Source organism: uncultured Paracoccus sp., assembly GCF_947496875.1.
Classification (GTDB): Bacteria; Pseudomonadota; Alphaproteobacteria; order Rhodobacterales; family Rhodobacteraceae; genus Paracoccus.
This window is the reverse complement of the sequence record NZ_CANMEH010000003.1, coordinates 243,451-262,601: the sequence shown is the minus strand read 5'-3', so window position 1 is coordinate 262,601 and position 19,151 is coordinate 243,451. Positions and strand designations below refer to the sequence as shown.

Here is a 19,151-nt window from a genome sequence, read left to right as displayed (position 1 = left end):
AAAGGACGATCACGGCCGTCCGGGCGAGCAGACGGGAAGCGGAGCCAGGCGGGATGCGCGTCACGGCCGGCCAGTTTACGGTCGAGCAAAACCGAATGGAGGAAGATCGATGGACGCCATGACAGGACGCACAACCAAGGGGCGTGGCCGGCTTTTCGCCAGCGTTCTCGAAACGATCGGGGACACGCCCACGGTCCGGATCAATTCCCTCGCGCCAGCCGGGATTGAGGTTTACGTGAAGGTCGAGGCCTTCAACCCCGCCGGCTCGGTCAAGGACCGGCTGGCCCTCAGCATCATCGAGGAGGCTGAGCGGGACGGACGGCTGAGCCCGGGGCAGACCGTAGTCGAGGCGACGTCGGGCAATACCGGCATCGGGCTGGCCATGGTCTGTGCGGCAAAGGGTTACCCGCTGGTCGTGACGATGGCCGACAGCTTTTCGGTCGAGCGCCGCAAGCTGATGCGGATGATGGGGGCGAAGGTCGTGCTCACCCCCCGTGCCGAGAAGGGCTTCGGCATGTATCGCAAGGCAGTGGAACTGGCCGAGGCGAACGGCTGGTTCCTGGCCCGCCAGTTCGAAACCGACGCCAATGCCCGGATCCACGAGAACACGACCGCCCGCGAGATCCTTGCCGATTTCGCCGGCAAACGGCTGGATTACTGGGTCACCGGCTACGGCACGGGCGGCACGGTTACGGGCGTCGGTCGCGTCCTGCGCCGAGAGCGGCCGGAGACAAAGATCGTGCTGTCGGAACCCGCCAATGCACAGCTTCTGGGCAGCGGCCGCGCGCAGGCGCGCAACGCCGACCATTCGCCGGCCGAGAGCCACCCGGCCTTCGAGCCGCACCCGATCCAGGGCTGGACGCCGGATTTCATTCCGCATGTCCTGCAGGAAGCCGTGGATGACGGGCTGTACGACGAACTGATCCCGATCGCCGGCCCCGACGGCATCACCTGGGCGCAGAAGCTGGCGCAGCGCGAAGGCATCCTGACGGGCGTCTCGGGCGGAGCGACCTTCGCCGTCGCCATGAAGATCGCCGAGCGGGCCGAACCCGGAACCGTCATCCTCTGCATGCTGCCAGACACGGGCGAACGCTACATGTCGACGCCGCTGTTCGAGTCGATACCCGAGGACATGACCGAGGAGGAAACGGCGCTGTCGCGTTCGACACCAGGCTTTCAGATGGCGGCCCAGTAAGGACCGACAATCTCGGCGGCTACCTTGTCCAGGCGTTGCCGTCGGCGAGACGTCAGCGGTTGGCGAGCCGGGGTCCGGCAAGGCCGGTTTTGAGGCGCCCGGCCGGCCCTCCTCTGCACGCACCTTCGAGTTGGGAAGTGAGCCATGGAACCGATCGCCACCGAGATGAGGAAGATCGAAGAAACCCTCGATCCGGCTGACTGGGACATGCTTCGGGATGTTGCCCGACGCGTTGTCGACGACGCGGTGGACTATACGCGTGACGTTCGCAAGCGCCCGCTCTGGCAGAACATGCCGCCCGCGGCGCGCGCGCGGTTCCGTACCCCGGCGCCGCAGGACGGCCGGCCATTGTCAGCGGTCTACGATGATCTCGTGAAGAACATGCTGCCCTATCCGATGGGCAACATCCATCCGCGGTTCTGGATGTGGTACATGGGATCCAGCAACTTCACGGGCGCATTGGGGGATTTCCTGGCAGCCATCCTTGGCTCGAATCTCGGCGGCGGCGACCATGCGGCCGCCGAGATCGACAAGCAGGTCGTCAACTGGCTGAAGGAGATGATCGGCTACCCGGCGACCGCGAGCGGCAACCTGGTGTCGGGTGGCTCCATGGCCAACCTGATCGGCCTGACGGTGGCGCGCAACCAGATGTCCGGCATCGACCTGCGGGAATTGGGCGTTGGCGCGCTGAAGGCGCCCTTGCGGTTCTACGGCTCGGACCAGATCCACTCGTGCCACCAGATCGCGGTGGAGGCGATGGGGCTCGGCAACAGGGCGCTTCGCCGCGTGCCGTCCGACGAGGCCTGCCGGATGGACGTGGCGGCGCTGCGGGGGGCCATCGCCAAGGACCGGGTGGCAGGCCTCAAGCCAGCCTGCGTGATCGCCACGGCCGGCACGGTCAACACCGGGGCCATCGACGATCTGGAAGCGATCGCGGATCTATGTGCCGACGAAGGCCTGTGGTTGCATGTGGACGGCTGCATCGGCGCACTGCTGGCCATCGCCCCGGGGGGCAAGGCGCTGGTGCGCGGCATCGCGCGGGCCGATTCCATCGCGCTCGATCCGCACAAATGGCTGCATGCGCCCTTCGAGGTGGGCTGCGCCCTCGTGCGGGACGCCAGGGCACATCATGGCAGCTTTGCGCTGACCCCGGCGTATCTGGAGAACGCGCCGCGCGGCATCGCCTCGGGGGAGTGGCTGCATGATTTCGGGCTGCAGACGTCGCGCGGGTTTCGCGCACTCAAGGTCTGGATGGCGCTCGAGGAACACGGCGTCGCCAAGTTCGGCCGCCTGATCGATCAGGATCTCGCCCATGCCCGCTACCTTGCCGAGCGCATCGCGGCTACGCCCGACCTGCGCTTGTTGGCCCCGGTGACGATCAACATCGTCTGTTTCCGCTACGACCCAGGCGGGCTGTCCGAACTGGAGCTGAAGAGGCTGAACACGGAAATCATGGTTAGGATGCAGGAAACGGGCGTGGCCGCGGTATCCGACACAACGGTGCGAGGCAGCCATTGCCTGCGCGCCGCCATCGCCAATCACCGCACCACTCGCACGGAGCTCGACGTCCTGATCGACCACGTCACCGCCCACGGCAAGGCGCTGCTTGCGGCGCCTGTGCTTGACGGACCTTGAGCCTGGCGTGGTGTCGATCACCGGGCCTCCGTCACCCGGCCCCCCTCTGCGATGCGATCACCGGGATACAGGATCACGTCGGCGCCGGGTTCGAGGCCGCCGCGCAACTCCGCCCAGTCCTCGTTGCGCTGACCCAGTTCGACCTGCACAAGCCGGGCTTGTCCTGCGTCGACCCGGAACACTGCCCAGGCATCCCCGCTGCGGAAAAGCGCGCCTACCGGGATCGCGGGCAGTCCCTTGCCCTGCCAGACGACGATGTGGGCTGTCACCCGGTAGCCGTCGCCCAGTTCCCGCCACGCCCCTCGCTCGCCCTCGGGTGCCAGCACCGTCTTGACGCGCTGCTCCTCGATTCCCAGCGCCGAGACGCGGGTGGTGGCCGACGGATCGATGCGCGTCACACGTGCGGCGAGCGGTGGACCTCCCCAGCCGTCGATGGTCGCCAGCGCCCCGACCTTGACCCGCACCGCATCCGAGGAGAGCAGTTCGACCTCGATCTCCAGATCCGCAGGATCGCCGATCTCCAGAAGCGGCGTGGCGGCGCTCACGACCTGCTCGCTTTCGGTCAGCACGCGCAAGATTTGGCCGCTGGCCGGTGCCACGATGTCGACGCAGCAGCCGCCATTCCCGCGTTCTCCGCTGCCCTCGATCAGGGCCGCGCGCGCGCTTTCGAGCTCCCGCTCGCGCACCAGCAGGTTCGCGCGGGCGCTCTCTACCGCCGCTTTTGCCGCGGCAGCATCAAGTCGCGCCTGGTCCAGCGAGCGGCGGGGCAGCGCGTCCCGGTTCACCAGCGCCTCGACGCGTTGCAACTCGGATCTGGCATACTCCTCCTGCGCCTGCGCGCGGGAGAACTCGGCGCGGGCAAGGCCGACCGCCGCCTCGGCAGCGTCGCGGGTGGCCTCGGCGATCCGCCGCGTGCGCAGGTCCAGCAGGGCAGGCACCGCGGGGCTGATCTGCGCCACCACCGTCTCGCCGGCCGCGACCTCGTCACCCGCGTGCAGGTTCTGGCGTGACATGTGCCCGGAGATCGGCGCGGACACCGTGAATACCTCGCGAATGTGAGCTTCGCCCTCCTCCCGGACCACGACTTCGATGTCCTGCAGCCCGACGGTCGCCGTCTCGACCGCGATGGGGCGGGGCCAAAGCGCCCAGGTGAAGCCGGCCGCGACGAGGAGCGCGAGAAAGGCCCAGATGAGGCGGCGCGTCATGTCATTCCCTCGTCTTGAGAACCTCGACCATGTCGAGCCTGTCGATGCGGCCCCGCACCAACCAGGCGGAGAGAAGGGCTGCGCCGATCACGACCAGGCTCGGCGTCGCATAGACCTCGGGTCCGATCACCAGGGGAACGCGGTAGAGTTCCGAGCTGAAGGCCTGCACCACCGCGACCGCGAATCCTGTTCCGATCAGCCAGCCGAGGGGCTGCGCGAGAAGGACCACGGCCGCGATCTCGCCGTAAAGGATGCCCGCCACCTCACCCCGGGTAAAGCCGAGAACACGCAAGCTGGCAAGCTCGCGCCCCTGCTCGGACAGCGAGATGCGGGCGAAGTTGTAGACGACGCCGACCGCGATCACCGCCGCGAGGCCCAGGTAGACGACCGTCGAGATCAGGATGTTCTCGGCCATGGTGTCGCGGAAGCGCCGCAGCGTCAGGTGCTTCAGCGTCAGGAACCCCGCCCCGGGGGTCTCCTTCACGGCCGCAAAGAACGCGGATTCGGCTGCCGGATCGAGCTTGACGCGGACCGCGCTGATCACCGCCCCCTCGCCCAGCATCCGGTTGAGCGCGGACAGCGATGTCGTCGCCCCGAGCCCAAGATAGCCAAGGCTGAGGCCCACAACCCGGGCCTTGATCACGCGCCGATCCCCCTCGAGCACCTCGATGATCACGTCATCGCCGGCCCTCGCGCCCAGCAAGTCGGCCAGCGTCTCCGACAGCACCACGCCCGAGTCCGGCGGCGCCATCGGTCTCTCGCGGGGGGTGAGCAGGCGTGACAGATCCCCGCCCTCTGCCACCCCTGCCAGGGCGACCCGCCGGTCGGCGGATCCATGCGAAAAACGTACGGCCACGACCCGCTCGGGCTCGGCCCGCAGCACGCCGGGCATCTGACGGACTGCGTGAAGCGCCGCCCGGGGTCGCGCCTCGGCGAAGGTCAGCGTGGCATCCTGGCGCTCGGTGCGCACGAAGGTCAGGTCGATCATCCGCTCGATCGAACCGAAGCTCCACAGGGACCCGACAAGTACCGCCACCGCAAAGGCCACGCCAAGCACGCCGCCGGCCGCGCGCAGCGGCCAGCGCAGCAGGTGGCGCGCCGTCATGACCACGGTCTGGGGAAGCCTGAGATATCTTTCCGGGGCGCCACCCAGGATCTTGCGATGGCGAACCGGCGCAGGCGGAGACATTGCCACCGCAGGGGGTAGCCACGCCACGGCGCGCACCGCAGTGACGGCGCCGGCAACAGCCGCGCCGAGGGTCACGAGCGCCGCGACCGCGTAGGGCTGGGGGCTGCGCGTGAAGATCAGATAGGGAAAATCGAAGAACCGGGCATAGACCCGCGCAAGGCCCGCCCCCATCCATGCCCCCGCCACCCAGCCGATCAGGATGCCGATCACGGCGATCGCGGCCACGAAGCCGACATAGTGCCGCGCGATCGCCCAGGGTCCATACCCAAGCGCCTTCAGCAGTCCGATCTGCTCGCGCTCCAGCGTGATGAGGCGCGAAAGCGTCATGTTCACCAGGAACGCCGCCACCGCCAGGAAGATCGGCGGCAGAACCCGGCTCATGCCCCGGAGCTGGCGAAGTTCCGCGTCCAGGAATGCATGCGACATCTGGTCCTTGCGCGCTGTCGCCCCCCGCCCCCCATAGGGCGCCAGCAGGGCGTCGATCCGCGCGATGACTTGCGCCGGGGATGCGCCGGGCACGAGTTTCACCAGCACGTCGTTGAAGGCGCCCCGGAGGTCGAAGGCATCGGCGAGGTCCTCGTCCGTCATCCACGCAATGCCGAAGCGCCGCGGGTCAGGCATCATGTCGCCGGGCCCCAGCGCGTAGATGTATTCTGGCGAGATCGCGATCCCGGTGACGGTCACCTCCCGCTTTCGCCCGTTGACCAGCACCCGCAACCTCGACCCGGGGAAGAGTCGATGCGCCGCGGCGAACCCCTGCGACACGACCGCCTCGCCCACTCGACCCGGGTCCGGCAGTCGCCCCTGTCGCAGGTGCAGACGGTTGAGACCCTGCGGTTCGGGCGCCGAGACGAGCAGAAGGTTGCCGGGCTCCGCCATGTCCGGCATGTCCAGCATGGCAAGCCTGACGATCCGGGCGTCGGCGTCCAGCACCCCGTCCACCGCCTCGATCTTGTCCAGCAACGAGCGCGGGGCGCGGGTGAGAGAGGCGAAGACCTCCGCAAAGCGGTTCTCCTCGTAGTAGGTCTGGCGCGTGCGCTCGAGCGAGTCCGTGGCGCCGACGCCCAGCACGAGCGTCGCCACGCCCGCCGCCATGACCAGAGCGATGGCCAGCACCTGTGCCCAGAGGCGGCGGAGATCGCGCAGCAGCTTCATCTGGAGGGGGGCCAGACGGATCACCAACTCACCTCCGCGGGCGACTTTCGGACCGGGTTCTCCTCGATTCCGGAGATGGTACCGTTCGCAAAGCGGACGACGCGGTGCGCCAGATCCTTGATGGCGGCGTTGTGGGTGATGACCAGCGTCGTGGCCCCTGTCGCGCCATTGACCTGCATCAGCGCCTCGAGCACCCGCACCCCGGTCGCCGAGTCGAGGGCCCCCGTCGGCTCGTCGCAGAGCAGGACCTCCGGGTTCTTGACGATGGCCCGGGCAATCGCCACGCGCTGTTGCTCGCCGCCCGAGAGCTGCGCCGGAAAATGGTGCATCCGGTCCTCGAGCCCGACCATGGCGAGTGCCTCGAGCGGATTCATCGGACGACGCGCGATCTCGGTCACGAGGCGGACGTTTTCCCGCGCGGTCAGGGACGGGACAAGATTGTAGAACTGGAAGACGAAGCCCACGTGGTCGCGCCGGTAGCGTGTCAGCCCCGCGTCGCTCAGACCGGTCAGCTCCTGATCCAGAAACCAGACCTCGCCCGACGTCGCCTGGTCGAGCCCGCCGATGATGTTGAGAAAGGTCGACTTGCCTGAACCCGAGGGTCCGAGGATCACGATGAACTCGCCCGCCGTGGCTTCGAAGTCCACGCCTCGCAGAGCCTGCACCTCGACGGTGCCCGAGCGGTAGGTCTTGGTCAGACCGTGGACGCGGAAGATCGGGACGGGCTGGTCCATCGAGGCGTCCTTCGTGAACGGGGAAGGCCGTTCCCTACTGCATCATGCTTTCGGGTGGCCTAGCGAAATAGGTGTCGATAAATGTCCTACTGCGGCATAGATCCTGGTAGATTGGGCGAGTGTTTTCCAGCCATGCAGCGACCCGCTGGAGAGTCTATTTCTCCGTTTGGACCATCAGGATAGCGCCGACGACACGCGACAGATCGAGTTGTCGTTCGGAAATATCTTGACGATGTCGGTGGGTCATGACGACGTTGCAGGAACTCGTAGGTTATACGCGCTTTACGCTTGCTAACGCCATGCCGGGCCGCAATGCGTCAGCGATCCAGCGATCCAGCGATCCAGCGATCCAGCGATCCAGCGATCCAGCGATCCTGGGGATCGCAGAAATTGCTTCCGGGCGCGATCTCGGGATCCATTTCCACCTGCTCGAGTCGCCTCGCCCCGGCTCCGACAGCATGGCATCCCGCGGCGATTTCCTTTTCAATCCACCCGATGAACTGCTTGGAGGACGACGGATGAATCTTGCAAGTCTCTGCGCGGTGCGCGCCGCGGAAGGGCGGCGCGTCGCAGCGGGCCTCACCGGGGCGGGCAAGTTCGGCTCGATGTTCCTGGCGCAGGTGCCGCATATCGACGGGCTGGAGGTCCCGGTAATTGCGGATCTCGACCCGGATCGGGCGCGTCGCGCGTGCCGCGAGGTCGGCTGGAGCGAGGAGCGCATCGCCGCGACGCGGTTCGTCGAAGACGGATCGGATCTCGCCGCCATAGACGGTGTGGAGGTGGTGATCGAAGCCACCGGTCACCCGCGCGCCGGGATACGCCACGCCCTGGCCGCGATCGAAGCGGGCAAGCACATCGTCATGGTCAACGTCGAGGCCGACGTGCTGGCGGGACCGGTACTGGCGCGCCGCGCGCGGCAGGCGGGGGTGGTCTATTCCATGGCCTTCGGCGACCAGCCGGCGCTTGTCTGCGAACTGGTGGACTGGGCTCGATCCAATGGCTTCGGCGTGGTGGCGGCGGGCAAGGGGACGAAATACCTGCCGGCCTACCACGAGGTCACGCCCGATGCCGTCTGGACTCATTACGGGCTCAGCGAGGCCGAGGCGCGGGCCGCGGGGATGAACCCGCAGATGTTCAATTCCTTTCTGGATGGCACCAAGAGTGCGATCGAGGCGGCCGCGATCGCCAATGCCACCGGGCTTTCGGTACCGGCTGAGGGACTCGGGTTTCCACCCTGCGGCACCGACGATCTCGCCCATCTTCTGCGTCCGCGCGAAATCGGCGGTGTTCTCGAGAAACCGGGGATGGTCGAGGTGGTGTCGAGCCTCGAGCGCGACGGGCGGCCAGTGTTCCGCGATCTGCGCTGGGGTGTCTATGTCGTCATCGAGGCGCTGAACGACTATGCCGCGTCGTGCCTACGGCAATACGGACTGCCCACGGACGCGACCGGCCGCCATGCGGCGATGTATCGCCCGTTCCACATGATCGGCCTGGAACTCGCGACGTCGGTACTGTCGGCGGCGCTGCGCCACGAACCGACGGGGGCGCCGCGCGGCTTCCACGCGACGGTCGCCGCCGTCGCCAAGCGGGACCTCCGGCCGGGGGACCGGCTTGACGGCGAGGGGGGCTACACCGTCTGGGGCCGCGCGATGCCTGCGTCGCGGGCCGCGCACGATGACGTGCTGCCGATCGGGCTCGCGCAGGGGATCACGCTGATCCGCGCCGTGCCGAGGGGAAAGCCGCTGCGCTTCGCGGACGTGGAGATCACGGAGGACGCGGCCGTACGGCTCTATCGCGAGTGCCTGCAGGGCGAGAGCTCGGCGGTCTAGACATCTACGTCCCGCGTTCCGGTCAGCCCCGCCGATTCAGCCGCTAAGGCTGAGTTTGTCAGTGTTCTTGCAGCCTGCTCACCGGACGAGATGCGGAATGCAGATCGCATGGGTACGATAGTCCGCGCTGGCCGGTTCCGCCCTGCCGACAACCTCGCGCCCCCGACGCATCCGCCAGAATTATCATTGCCAGCTCTCGGCCTCGGGCACTACGCTTCGCGCAATGAACCAGGGAGGAACACGAATGCTGAGGATCGTTACCGCTGCCGCGATTCCCGCGCTTTTCGCGGGGTTTGCCGCCGCTCAGAACACCGACTTGCCCGACACGCTCGAGCGGTTGAGCCGTGCCGAGAGCGTCGGGACGGCCGATTTCGAGTATGTCGAGCAGGAGGGGGCGTTCGCTGACGGCATTCGCGAGACACTCGAGCGGATCACGCTGCCCGAGGGCTTCTCGATCGAGCTTTACGCGATCGTGCCGGATGCACGGCACATCGCCATCGGTCCGCAGGGCATTGCGGCGTTCGTCGGGACCCGCAAGGAGGACGTCTGGGTCGTCACCGACCGCAACAAGGACCGGGTCGCGGACGAGGTGAAGTCCTTTGCCCCGTCGCTCGAGAAGTCGATTCCGAATGGCCTTTGCTTCTCGCCGGACGGATTCCTCTACATGGTCGAGCAGAACCGGGTGATCGTCTTTCCCGCCGCCGAGTTCTTCTATGAGAGCCCGGACGTCGTCGCGGCCGCCGTGGTGCCGCAGGGTGAGCTGATCCCGGCGGAGGAACAGAGCTTCAACCACTCCGCGCGGGTCTGCGACGTGGGGCCGGACGGCAAGCTCTACATCTCGCTCGGGCAGCCCCACAACGTTCCGCCCGAGGACAAGGCCGAACTCTACAACGAGCAGGGTATTGGCGGCATCATCCGCATCAACCAGGACGGAACGGGCCGCGAGGTCTTCGCCCGCGGGATCCGGAACTCGGTCGGCCAGGATTTCCATCCCGAAACGGGCGAACTCTGGTTCACGGACAACCAGGTGGACGGCATGGGCGACGACATCCCGAGATCAACCGGCAGACCGCCGCGGGGCAGCACTTCGGCTTTCCGTGGTATGGCGGCGGCGAGGTCCGCACGAAGGAATACGAGGGCAGCGAGCCCCCGGCGGATGTCGTCTTCCCGGCCGTGGAGACCGAGGCGCACGCTGCGGATCTCGGAATGATGTTCTACACCGGAAACATGTTCCCGGAGGAGTACCGCAACGTGATCTTCTCCGCGCAGCACGGCTCGTGGAACAGGACGGAACCCGTTGGTGCCCGGGTGATGGTCACGACCTTCGACGACGAGGGCAATCCCACGACCAAACCGTTCGCGGAAGGCTGGCTGAACGAGGATGGCGAGTATCTGGGCCGGCCGGTGGACATCGCGCAGCTCCGCGATGGCTCGATTCTCGTCTCGGACGACCTTGCCGGCGCCCTGTACCGCATTTCGTACAAGGAACCGGCCTCCGAATGAGAGCGCTCATTCTTGCAGTCGGGCTCGGCGGGTTGATTCCCGCCGGGCCGCTCGCGGCCCAGGACCCGCCGGGTGATCCGCAGGCAGGTCGCCAGGTCGCGAACATGTGCCGGACCTGCCACGGGCTGGACGGTTATGCTCAGGTGCCGATCGCGCCGCATATCGGCGGCGAGCCCGCAACCTACCTGTCCGCGCAACTAAGGGCGTTCCGGTCCGGCGAGCGCGAGCACGAGATGATGAGCGTTGTCGCCAAGAACCTGACCGACGAGCAGATCGCGAACGTTGCGGCCTGGTACGCCAGTCATACGGCGACAGCGGTCCTGCCGGACGGGTTCGACGCGGCCGCCGCCCCGACGCTCTGTTCGGACTGCCATGGCGCGGACGGGATCGCCGTCGTCGCGGACGCGCCGCATCTGGCCGGAGAGAACCGCGTCTACCTGGAAACCCAGCTGAATGCCTTCCGGACTGGCCAGCGAACCCACGACATCATGACCCCGATCGCCACGGAGTTGACCGACGGAGAGCTGAGAGAGGTAGCGGATTGGTTCGCGTCGATCGAGCTCGAGATTGCCGGGCCGTAGGGGCGCGGATTGCGTGTCACAGACGGCGGAACCATGCCAGACGACGCTGAGCGGTCGGCAGGTGCACAGGAAAGGGGCCATCTGGCCCCTTTCGCACGTCTGCCCTCAAGGTCACGCGTGGGACGACAGCGTGCGTGGCTGCGCCAATGTCCGGCTGGTGAGTTCGGGCACCAGGCTGGCCAGGGCGTCGAAGTGGGTCAGAAAGACCCGTCCGCCGAGATCGTGCAGCAGGTGACTGCGCGCCAGCCGGTCCATGACCGGCCCCTTCACCTCGGACAGGTGCAGCGACACGCCTGAATCCTTGAGTTGCCGGTTGATGGCCTCGAGCGACTCAAGCGCGCTGGAGTCGATGAAATTCACGGCCGAACACATCAGGATCACATGCCGGATCCGCCGGTCGGCCGCAATCCGGTCATAGACGGAGTCCTCGAGGAAACGGGCGTTCGGGAAATACAGGCTTTCATCGATGCGCAGCGACAGGATCTCGGGCGAGGTGACAACCTCATGCCGGTCCACATTGCGGAAATGCTCGGTCCCAGGCACCTGGCCCACCACCGCGACATGCGGCCGCGAACTGCGGAACAGGTGCAGCGCCAGCGACAGGCCCACACCCAGCGCGATGCCGATTTCCACACCGGCAAGCAACGTGCCTACGATCGTCAGCATCATCGCCGCCCCGTCCGCGCGGGAATAGGCCCAGACACGCGCCAGCGCGCCCAGATCGACAAGCGACAGGACCGCGACAATGATCGTCGCGGCAAGCGTGGCCTGCGGCAGATGATAGAGGGCACCGGTCAGGGTGAGGGTGGCCAACGCCATCGCCGCGGCGGTAAAGGCTCCGGCGGCCGGCGTGCGTGCCCCGGAATCGAAGTTGACCACTGATCGGGCAAAACCGCCGGTTACCGGGAACCCGCCCGACATGGCCGCCCCGACATTCGAGGCACCAAGCGCGATCAGTTCCTGATCCGGGTCGATGCGCTCGCGGCGTCGCGCCGCCAGCGTCTGGGCCACCGAGATCGTCTCGACATATCCGACTATGGAAATGATCAGCGCCGGCATGGCAAGTTGCGCGAGCAGGGCCCCATCGAGTGGTGGGAGCGACAGGCTGGGCAGACCCGGAGGCACATCGCCGACAACCGAAAGCCCCCGGGCGGCCAGATCGAAACCCCAGGCGACGAGCGTGGTCACCACGACCGCCAGCACCGGCGCGGCACGCACGGCGATTGCCGCACGCTTGTCCGGCCAACCGAGCCGCATCAGCAGAGGCTTCAGGCGGCTGCGGGTCCAGAACAGGAATGCGGTCGCGCCCACGCCGATTACCAGCGCGTCGATCCGTGTCTGGGGCAGGGCGGTCCACAGTCCCTCTAGAATCTCGGGCAGCGTTTCGCCATGAATCCGGACCCCGAGCAGATGTCGCAGCTGCGATGCGGCGATCAGGATGCCGCTGGCCGTGATGAAGCCGGAAATAACGGGGTGCGACAGGAAGGACGCCAGGAATCCCAGCCGCAACACGCCCATCCCCAGCAGGAAGAGACCGGACAGGAATGCCAGCAGCATGGCTGCGGCGAGATAGTCGGCGCTGCCCTGGGGCGCGATCTTTCCCACGGCTGCCGCTGTCATCAGGCTGATGACCGCGACAGGGCCGACCGCGAGCGTGCGCGAGGTACCGAAGACCCCGTAAGTGATCAGCGGCGCAATCGAGGCATAGAGCCCGATCTCGGCCGGCAGGCCGGCCAGCAGTGCGTAGGCCAGCGACTGCGGGATCAGCATGATCGTGACGATCACCGCGGCGGTCAGATCGGCGGAAAGTGTCTCCGCGTCATAGCTGCGCGCCCAGTCCAGGACCGGGAACAGCCGGTCCGGCCGTCGCCTGAACGCCGTCCAGCGTTCGGTAGCCCATCGCGCAACAGGCATGGGTCAGCCCCGGGTGCGGCCCAGCAGGGGGGCGACGCCGGACAGATCGTAGCCCGCCGCCGCTGCCGTGGACAGGATGTCCTGGGCAGGGCGCAGTCCGGCCTGTGTCAGTCCCCACAGCACCGCCGAGCGGTTGCCGGACCGGCAATAGGCCACAGCCGGACCCGCAGAAGGCGCCGTCGCATCGGCGAAGGCATCCACCATGTCGGGCGTGATCTGACCGGGCTGAAAAGGGATGTAGTGATAGGCTAATCCCGCGGCCTCTGCCGCGCGCTGCATCGCCGCCGACGACTCACGACCGCCGACCTCGTTGTCGGGGCGGTTGTTGATCAGAACCTTGAAACCAGCCCGCGCAAGCTCGGGAACATCCTCGGGCTGGATCTGGGGAGAAACGGCGAGATCGGGCGTCAACTGGCGCAGGTCCATCGGGGCTCCGTCATGCAGGGGAAAGATGAGGTGGCGTGCAGGAACAGACTGTGTCGGACCGGATGCCGTTTCAAGCACGACGGCCGGCGTGGGGTGGCACACACCTAAACAACGGGCGGATACATTTCAATAGATGAATATGATAGCCGACCGAGCCTCTCGTGCTGGCCGATCAGACCGTGGCCGCCGCGCGTTCCACAAGGCCGGGCAGGGTCGAGAAATGGTCGAACTGCGCGTGATGCGGAAGGTCGTCAAGCGCCGCGTGGCAATACCCGCCGGTGTAGAGCATCAGCGGCACTCCGGCACGTTGAGCACACGCCGCATCATAGTCGCTGTCCCCGACATACAGACCGCGCGGCTGGTCGGGATGAGAGCCGAGCGCGGTCAGCACCGCCAGCAGGGGTGCGGGATCAGGTTTTTTCTGGGGCAGGCTGTCGCCGCTGATCACCGCGCCGAACAGGCCGGACAACCCGAAGTGGTCCAGAACTGCCGCAGTGATCGCTGCCGGCTTGTTCGTGCACAGGCCAAGGGGGTGACCGCGGCTGCTGAGCAGTTCCAGCGCCTCCCGCACGCCGTCGAAAAGGATCGTGAGGTCGTTGGCACCCTGGTAGCGCGTCATGAATGCGGCGACCATCGGGGGAAGGTCAGCTGCAGCGATGCCCAGTTCAGCGCCGATCTTGTCCCACAGTACCTGAACCCCGCCGCCGATGAAGCTGCGCACCCGTTCGAGCGACAGGGTTGGCCGTCCATGCTCCCCGAGAACCGCGTTGACCGCGGCGTGAATGTCCGGGGCGCTGTCGATCAGTGTCCCGTCCAGATCGAAAACGACGGGGACTGGTGCGGCACAGACATTCATGAGGGCTTCCACTTGATTGAGCATCCCATGGAAGGGACCTGATCCCGCGGCCCTTGTCCAGTCCGCACGATCTGCATCATCGCCTCGAACAGGTCACGTCGAACGTCGGGTGCGGCCGGCTTTTTCCCCGACGCGTCCAGACGCCCGCGATACTGCAGCCCGAGCTGCGCGTCGTAACCGAAGAAGTCCGGCGTGCACTCGGCGCCGTATGCGTGGGCAACGGCCTGGCTTTCATCGTAGAGATAAGGAAATCGGAACCCATGCGCCTTGGCCAGGGACCGCATCTCGCCGAACCCGTCCTCGGGAAAGGCCTCGACGTCATTGGCCGAAATCGCGGCCACGCCAACGCCATGATCCATCAGCTGATGCGCGTCGCGCACGATGCGGTCCATCACCGACAGGACGTAGGGACAGTGTTTGCAGATGAACATGATCAACGTGCCGCGCTGACCACGAACGTCGCTCAGCGTCCAACTGCGTCCGTCGGTCCCGGGCAGATCGAAATCGGGCGCCGCGGCGCCGAAGTCACAGACGGGTGCAATGGTCGGCATGTGTGATCCTCCTGGCGCGAAGCTAGCGCGAGTTCGCAGTCACATGGAACCGGCAGCTGATCACGACGGATGTTCAAGTTACATAATACAGATTATGCAGTATATGGATCAGCGGCGGAGTCGCTCGCCCACTCCGGCGGGTCTGTGCCTTCCTTCTCGCTAAGCGGCCCGATCCACCGAGACCGCAAGGACTTGTGGTGCAGTCGACCGCCGCTTACATCGATGTGGCTCGAGATGAAGGACGCTGCACATGGCCATGGAAGCCCACGACATCGAGGAGTTGATCCGGGCATCCTTTCCGGATGCAAAGATCACCATCACCGACCTTGCCGGCGACGGAAACCACTTTGCTGCCGAGGTCATCGATCCGAGCTTTCGCGGGCAGAACCGCGTGCAGCAACAGCGCGCCGTGTACGCCGCGTTGAAGGGTCGCATGGATGGACCCAGCGGCGCGCTGCATGCCTTGGCGCTGACCACACGGGCACCCGACTGACCCACGTGCTTCCGAAAGGACAAGAGATGACCGACGCCGCCAACCAGATCCAGTCGCTGATCGACAGCAATGACGTCGTGCTGTTCATGAAGGGGACCAAGGACATGCCCCAGTGCGGGTTCTCCAGCCGCGTCGCCGGGGTTCTGAACTACATGGGGATCGCCTATCAGGACGTGAACGTGCTCTCCGACGAGGCCATCCGGCAGGGCATCAAGGACCTGTCCGACTGGCCGACCATCCCGCAGCTCTACGTCAAGGGCGAGTTCGTCGGCGGATGCGACATCGTCACCGAAATGACGCTGTCGGGCGAACTGGACCAGCTGCTGGAGAAGAACCAGGTGGCCTATGACAAAGACGCTGCGGAACGCATCCGTCAGGCGAACGCCTGAGTTTCACTAGGTCGTGTCAACGGCAAAGCGGGGCCGATCCGGCGGCGGTTTCAGGTGACATGATCGTCGTTCGATCCATGAAAAAGGGCCGCATCAGCGGCCCTTTTCTTTGTCGGTCTCAGTACCGGTCGCCGTCGTCGTAGGGATCGTCGTAGCCGTACTCGTAATCGTCGTCTTCGTAGCGGTCACGATCGTGACGCCAGGACTGCAGCCGCGAGGCGATCGCCACACCGGCGGCGAATGCCCCCAGCAGCGGTGTCACGGCAGCGGCGTTTGTCGATTTCACCCGGTCCAGCGTGTGCTGGGCTTCGCTGAACAACTGCGGCGTCAGCCCCACCTTTGCGGCGGCGTTGCCCGCAACATTCCGGGTGAACCCCTGCACCTTCGCCTCGGCCGAGTCCGCCAGCTCGTTCGCCTTGTAGCCCACGGTGTCGACAAGGTTGTGGACCTTGTGTTCCACCGTATCGACCACTTCCGTCGCCTTGACGCGCGCCTTTTCAAGCGCCGCATCGGCGGCCAGGCTGACCCGGGTCTCGACCTCGGCCTTCAACTCATCGGTCGAGGGGACCGGGTGCTTGACCGTCTGCCCCATCTTCAGGACGACGAAGCCGATGATCAGGAACAGCAGGCCGATCGCCAGGGACGCGCCCAGCGAGCCCCAGTCGAGGGTATAGGCCAGGAACGTCCACAACGCGGCGAGCAGGAAGCCCGCCCCGATCACCATCACCACGGCTGCGCCTGCCTGCATGCCGACGCGCCGCCCGATGTCCTTCAGGGCAAGCTGCAAGTTCTTCGCGTAATCGAACATGGGATCAGCGGCGCGCGAGGATCAGACCGACCAGGAAGCCGACGCCCGCGGCGATGCCAAGGGCCTGAGCCGGCTTGCGGCGAACCATGTCCGACATCTCGTCGTAATAGTCTTCGGCATAGTGCGCGACCTCGCCGACCCGGCGCTCGCCCGCGCGGTACAGACGATCAGCTTCGCGCTTAGCCTTGTCGGCGTATTCCGAACCCCGCTCGCGCGCGGTTTCCAGCATTTCCTGGCCGCGCTCTCTCACGTCGCTCGCCACGTCGGACGCGGTGTGCTTGACCTTGTCGGCGGTGGTCTGGTCGGTGGCCTTGTTCCAGGCGTCGCGCGCCTCGTGGCCCAGGTTCTCGGTTGCCGAGCGAACGTCGCTGGCGGTTTCCTGCGCGGCGCCCTTGAGGTCGTTCTTTGCGTCGGTGGGCGTGTAGTTGGTAGCCATCGCGAAATTCCTTTCGGTCGTGATGTTGCGATTATGCACTCCAACACCGCCCCCCACCGATTGTTCCGCAAGGGCCTGAAAATTACCGTTCGAGCGGCAGGTCGGTCCCTTCCCTGCATCTGGACCGGAGACCCCTGCCGCACGTTGCACCTGACCGGCCAACATGATCGGCGCCGCGCAAGCTCCGTCGAGATCAGCCACCTTGCAGGGCGTCTGCTGAGGCCGCCAGGTTCAACTGGGACGTGCAGCATGCCCCCTGCCCCTCCACGCTCCATCGCTGGTTGGTTCCGGATCAGCCGCGCGCCTCCGCGCTGATCTGTCGCGCGTTCATCACGCGGTGCCGGATCGCCGGCGAAAGCGCGATGAGAATCAGGCCGATGGAGAACAGGCACCACACGGCGGGCCATTCATTGGGATTGTCGGTCAGCATCGAGGCGAGGATCGGCCCTGCCGCCGCATGGAACAGCACGAAACGCCAGGCTCCGTACAGCAGAGGCAGGACGAACGCCGCCAGAAGATACGGCAGGAACACCGGCAGGCCGAAGGCCTGCGGGAACGCATTCATGGGCACCTGCCAGCCGATATGCCACTCGCCCGAGATCACGCAGAACGCGGGTCCACACAGGACACTGCCCGGTGCGCACCGGCCAAGTGCTTCTAGAGGAAGCAACTGCATGACAAGCAGGGCGGACGCCAATCCGGCCAGCCCCAGGACCACCCGCCGCATCTGCCGCGAGACCTCGACCGGGGCGATCGCAAGGGCGAAAAGGTTGATGAATATCGGCTGAAAGGCAATGTGCAGGTACGACAGCAGCGCAATGGTCCCGTTCGCCGTGGTCCCGCATTGATCCACGACTGCGTAGCCGGTCGCCTGGAGCGCTTCCATCGCGGTGAAATAGCATAGCGTCAGCCAGACGCCCTTCGGCTCACCGCGAAGATAGGTCACCGCGGTCGCGGCACCCCCCAGGGCGACCATGGCGACAGAGGCTGTTTCGCTCCAGCACATGTTCTCTTCCCCTCGATCTGCGGCAGGCGAATGTGACGAGAACGCGGGCCCGCATGTCAGCGACGCGCTCCCGCAAAGATCGCTGGCCGCGACTATCGGCGGGATGTCCGGACCTGTGCAATACCCGCATGAAGGGCAGTGGACCGTCTCGCGTGCTTCATTGGCAGAGGCCGAGGCGCGAATGACCGCCGCTACGAGGCCCCTTGTGCACCCGAACGGATCATCGGGGCAGCAAGCCCTTCGTCCGCGTCGGGCGATGGCGTTGCTCGCTTGACAGCGGGGATGGCGCTGCAAGGCTGGGAAGATGCGCGGCATGCGCGCACTCGTCACAGGATCCCGTTTGCAGCCTTCTGCACCCGGACAACGTCGATGGCACATCTGAGACCCCGCAGGGCGGGCGGACGCTGGTCGTGGACAGCGCTTGCAGCAGTCGCCGCCGTGCTTGCTGCTGGGATGCTCTACCTCGCCGGCCCCCGCGTTCCGGTCGACACCACGGTCACCTTCGACGCAGCGCAGGTCGGCGAGGATGTCGACGCCTATCTCGCCGCAGGTGAGGCCGGCGCCAGGTCGCTTCGCCCCGATGCGGCCAAGCAGATCATCTGGGCCGATCCCGGGGCGCCGGGGCGCACGCCGCTCGCCATCGTCTATGTTCACGGATTTTCGGCCAGCAAGGGCGAAATCCGTCCGGTACCCGACGATGTCGCCACGCGGCTTGGCGCGAATCTCTACTTCACGCGCCTCACCGGGCACGGGCAGGATGGCGCGGCCTTGGCCGAGGCGAACGTCGCTGCATGGGTCAATGACTACGCCGAGGCGCTGGAGATCGGACGCCGGCTGGGCGACAATCTGGTCATCGTCGCCACGTCCACCGGCGCCGGGCTGGCGACCTGGGCCTCCACGCAGCCGCAGTTGTTTAGGGATGTCGCGGCACTCGTGCTCGTCTCACCGAACTACCGCGTAAATCAGGCCGGTGCCTGGGCGCTAACCGGACCTTGGGGGGCGCAGCTGGCGGCCCTGGGCGAGGAGCGCCAGTTCACGCCCCAGAACGAGGCGCATGGTCGATTATGGACGACACGCTATCCGACACGCGCAGTTCTGCCGATGGCGGCCCTGACGCCGCTGGCGCGAGAGGCACGGGTCGAGACGATCGCCATACCCGCCCTGTTCATCTATTCCCCGAACGACAGGATCATCGATGCCCGGCTCACCGCCGAGATCGCGGAGCGCTAGGGAGCAGAGGCAGACA

At 66.4% G+C, this 19,151-nt stretch carries 17 protein-coding genes and 1 pseudogene; 8 read left to right on the top strand and 10 right to left on the bottom strand.

The window, feature by feature from the left end:
• Positions 1-109 precede the first annotated feature (109 nt).
• Together cysK and Q0938_RS05730 are read left to right on the top strand one after the other, a co-directional pair.
• Positions 110-1,195: a cysteine synthase A gene (cysK, locus tag Q0938_RS05735; RefSeq protein WP_299360171.1), complete on the top strand. Its 1,086-nt coding sequence runs from the start codon at positions 110-112 to the stop codon at positions 1,193-1,195.
• A gap of 144 nt (positions 1,196-1,339) precedes the next feature.
• On the top strand, positions 1,340-2,830 hold the full coding sequence (locus Q0938_RS05730; protein WP_299360169.1) for a pyridoxal-dependent decarboxylase: 1,491 nt from the start codon (positions 1,340-1,342) through the stop codon (positions 2,828-2,830).
• Between the two features lie 17 nt (positions 2,831-2,847).
• Here the strand turns inward: Q0938_RS05730 and Q0938_RS05725 are convergent, their stop codons facing one another.
• From Q0938_RS05725 to Q0938_RS05715, 3 genes are read right to left on the bottom strand one after another with little or no spacing between them, the layout of a single operon-like run.
• Positions 2,848-4,035, bottom strand: a complete 1,188-nt coding sequence (locus tag Q0938_RS05725; RefSeq protein ID WP_299360167.1) for an HlyD family efflux transporter periplasmic adaptor subunit — start codon at positions 4,033-4,035, stop codon at positions 2,848-2,850.
• Position 4,036: 1 nt separating this feature from the next.
• Positions 4,037-6,403, bottom strand: coding sequence for an FtsX-like permease family protein (locus Q0938_RS05720; protein WP_299360165.1), 2,367 nt, complete (start codon positions 6,401-6,403; stop codon positions 4,037-4,039).
• The gene (locus Q0938_RS05715) at positions 6,400-7,113 is read right to left on the bottom strand and encodes an ABC transporter ATP-binding protein (protein ID WP_299360163.1); all 714 of its coding nucleotides are present in this window, start codon (positions 7,111-7,113) and stop codon (positions 6,400-6,402) included. Before Q0938_RS05715 ends, Q0938_RS05720 begins: the two co-directional genes overlap by 4 nt.
• A 518-nt stretch (positions 7,114-7,631) precedes the next feature.
• Here Q0938_RS05715 and Q0938_RS05710 point away from each other — a divergent pair.
• The 3 genes and pseudogenes from Q0938_RS05710 to Q0938_RS05700 all read left to right on the top strand — a co-directional run bounded on the left by Q0938_RS05710 (position 7,632) and on the right by Q0938_RS05700 (position 11,026).
• Entirely contained in the window at positions 7,632-8,942 is a 1,311-nt protein-coding gene (locus Q0938_RS05710; protein WP_299360160.1) for an SAF domain-containing protein, read from the top strand.
• A gap of 244 nt (positions 8,943-9,186) precedes the next feature.
• A pseudogene (locus tag Q0938_RS05705) lies at positions 9,187-10,445 on the top strand (PQQ-dependent sugar dehydrogenase).
• The gene (locus tag Q0938_RS05700; protein WP_299360157.1) at positions 10,442-11,026 is read left to right on the top strand and encodes a c-type cytochrome; all 585 of its coding nucleotides are present in this window, start codon (positions 10,442-10,444) and stop codon (positions 11,024-11,026) included. Before Q0938_RS05705 ends, Q0938_RS05700 begins: the two are co-directional and overlap by 4 nt.
• Before the next feature lie 111 nt (positions 11,027-11,137).
• Here Q0938_RS05700 and sulP read toward each other — a convergent pair whose 3' ends face one another.
• The 4 genes from sulP to Q0938_RS05680 form a co-directional block, all read right to left on the bottom strand.
• Positions 11,138-12,940, bottom strand: coding sequence for a SulP family inorganic anion transporter (gene sulP, locus Q0938_RS05695; RefSeq protein ID WP_299360155.1), 1,803 nt, complete (start codon positions 12,938-12,940; stop codon positions 11,138-11,140).
• A 3-nt stretch (positions 12,941-12,943) separates the two neighbouring features.
• A complete protein-coding gene (locus Q0938_RS05690) occupies positions 12,944-13,366 on the bottom strand; it encodes a TIGR01244 family sulfur transferase (RefSeq protein WP_299360153.1) in 423 nt (140 codons plus the stop codon).
• Positions 13,367-13,538: 172 nt separating this feature from the next.
• Entirely contained in the window at positions 13,539-14,222 is a 684-nt protein-coding gene (gene gph, locus Q0938_RS05685; RefSeq protein ID WP_299360151.1) for a phosphoglycolate phosphatase, read from the bottom strand.
• Complete coding sequence (locus Q0938_RS05680) at positions 14,219-14,773, bottom strand: thioredoxin family protein (protein ID WP_299360149.1); 555 nt, start codon at positions 14,771-14,773, stop codon at positions 14,219-14,221. Before Q0938_RS05680 ends, gph begins: the two co-directional genes overlap by 4 nt.
• A gap of 250 nt (positions 14,774-15,023) precedes the next feature.
• On the opposite strand from Q0938_RS05680, the gene Q0938_RS05675 reads away from it, so the two are divergent.
• Together Q0938_RS05675 and grxD are read left to right on the top strand one after the other, a co-directional pair.
• Positions 15,024-15,266 carry a BolA family protein gene (locus Q0938_RS05675; protein WP_299360147.1) on the top strand — a complete coding sequence of 81 codons (243 nt, stop codon included), beginning with the start codon at positions 15,024-15,026 and terminating at the stop codon, positions 15,264-15,266.
• 26 nt (positions 15,267-15,292) lie between these two features.
• Positions 15,293-15,655 carry a Grx4 family monothiol glutaredoxin gene (grxD, locus tag Q0938_RS05670; protein WP_299360145.1) on the top strand — a complete coding sequence of 121 codons (363 nt, stop codon included), beginning with the start codon at positions 15,293-15,295 and terminating at the stop codon, positions 15,653-15,655.
• 118 nt (positions 15,656-15,773) lie between these two features.
• On the opposite strand, the gene Q0938_RS05665 is transcribed toward grxD, so the two are convergent.
• The 3 genes from Q0938_RS05665 to Q0938_RS05655 form a co-directional block, all read right to left on the bottom strand.
• Complete coding sequence (locus Q0938_RS05665; protein ID WP_299360143.1) at positions 15,774-16,463, bottom strand: phage holin family protein; 690 nt, start codon at positions 16,461-16,463, stop codon at positions 15,774-15,776.
• A 4-nt stretch (positions 16,464-16,467) separates the two neighbouring features.
• Positions 16,468-17,100: a hypothetical protein gene (locus Q0938_RS05660; protein WP_299360141.1), complete on the bottom strand. Its 633-nt coding sequence runs from the start codon at positions 17,098-17,100 to the stop codon at positions 16,468-16,470.
• A gap of 91 nt (positions 17,101-17,191) precedes the next feature.
• Complete coding sequence (locus Q0938_RS05655; protein ID WP_299360138.1) at positions 17,192-18,220, bottom strand: DUF5765 domain-containing protein; 1,029 nt, start codon at positions 18,218-18,220, stop codon at positions 17,192-17,194.
• Positions 18,221-18,274: 54 nt separating this feature from the next.
• On the opposite strand from Q0938_RS05655, the gene Q0938_RS05650 reads away from it, so the two are divergent.
• A complete protein-coding gene (locus Q0938_RS05650; RefSeq protein WP_299360136.1) occupies positions 18,275-19,135 on the top strand; it encodes an alpha/beta hydrolase in 861 nt (286 codons plus the stop codon).
• Positions 19,136-19,151: the final 16 nt, after the last annotated feature.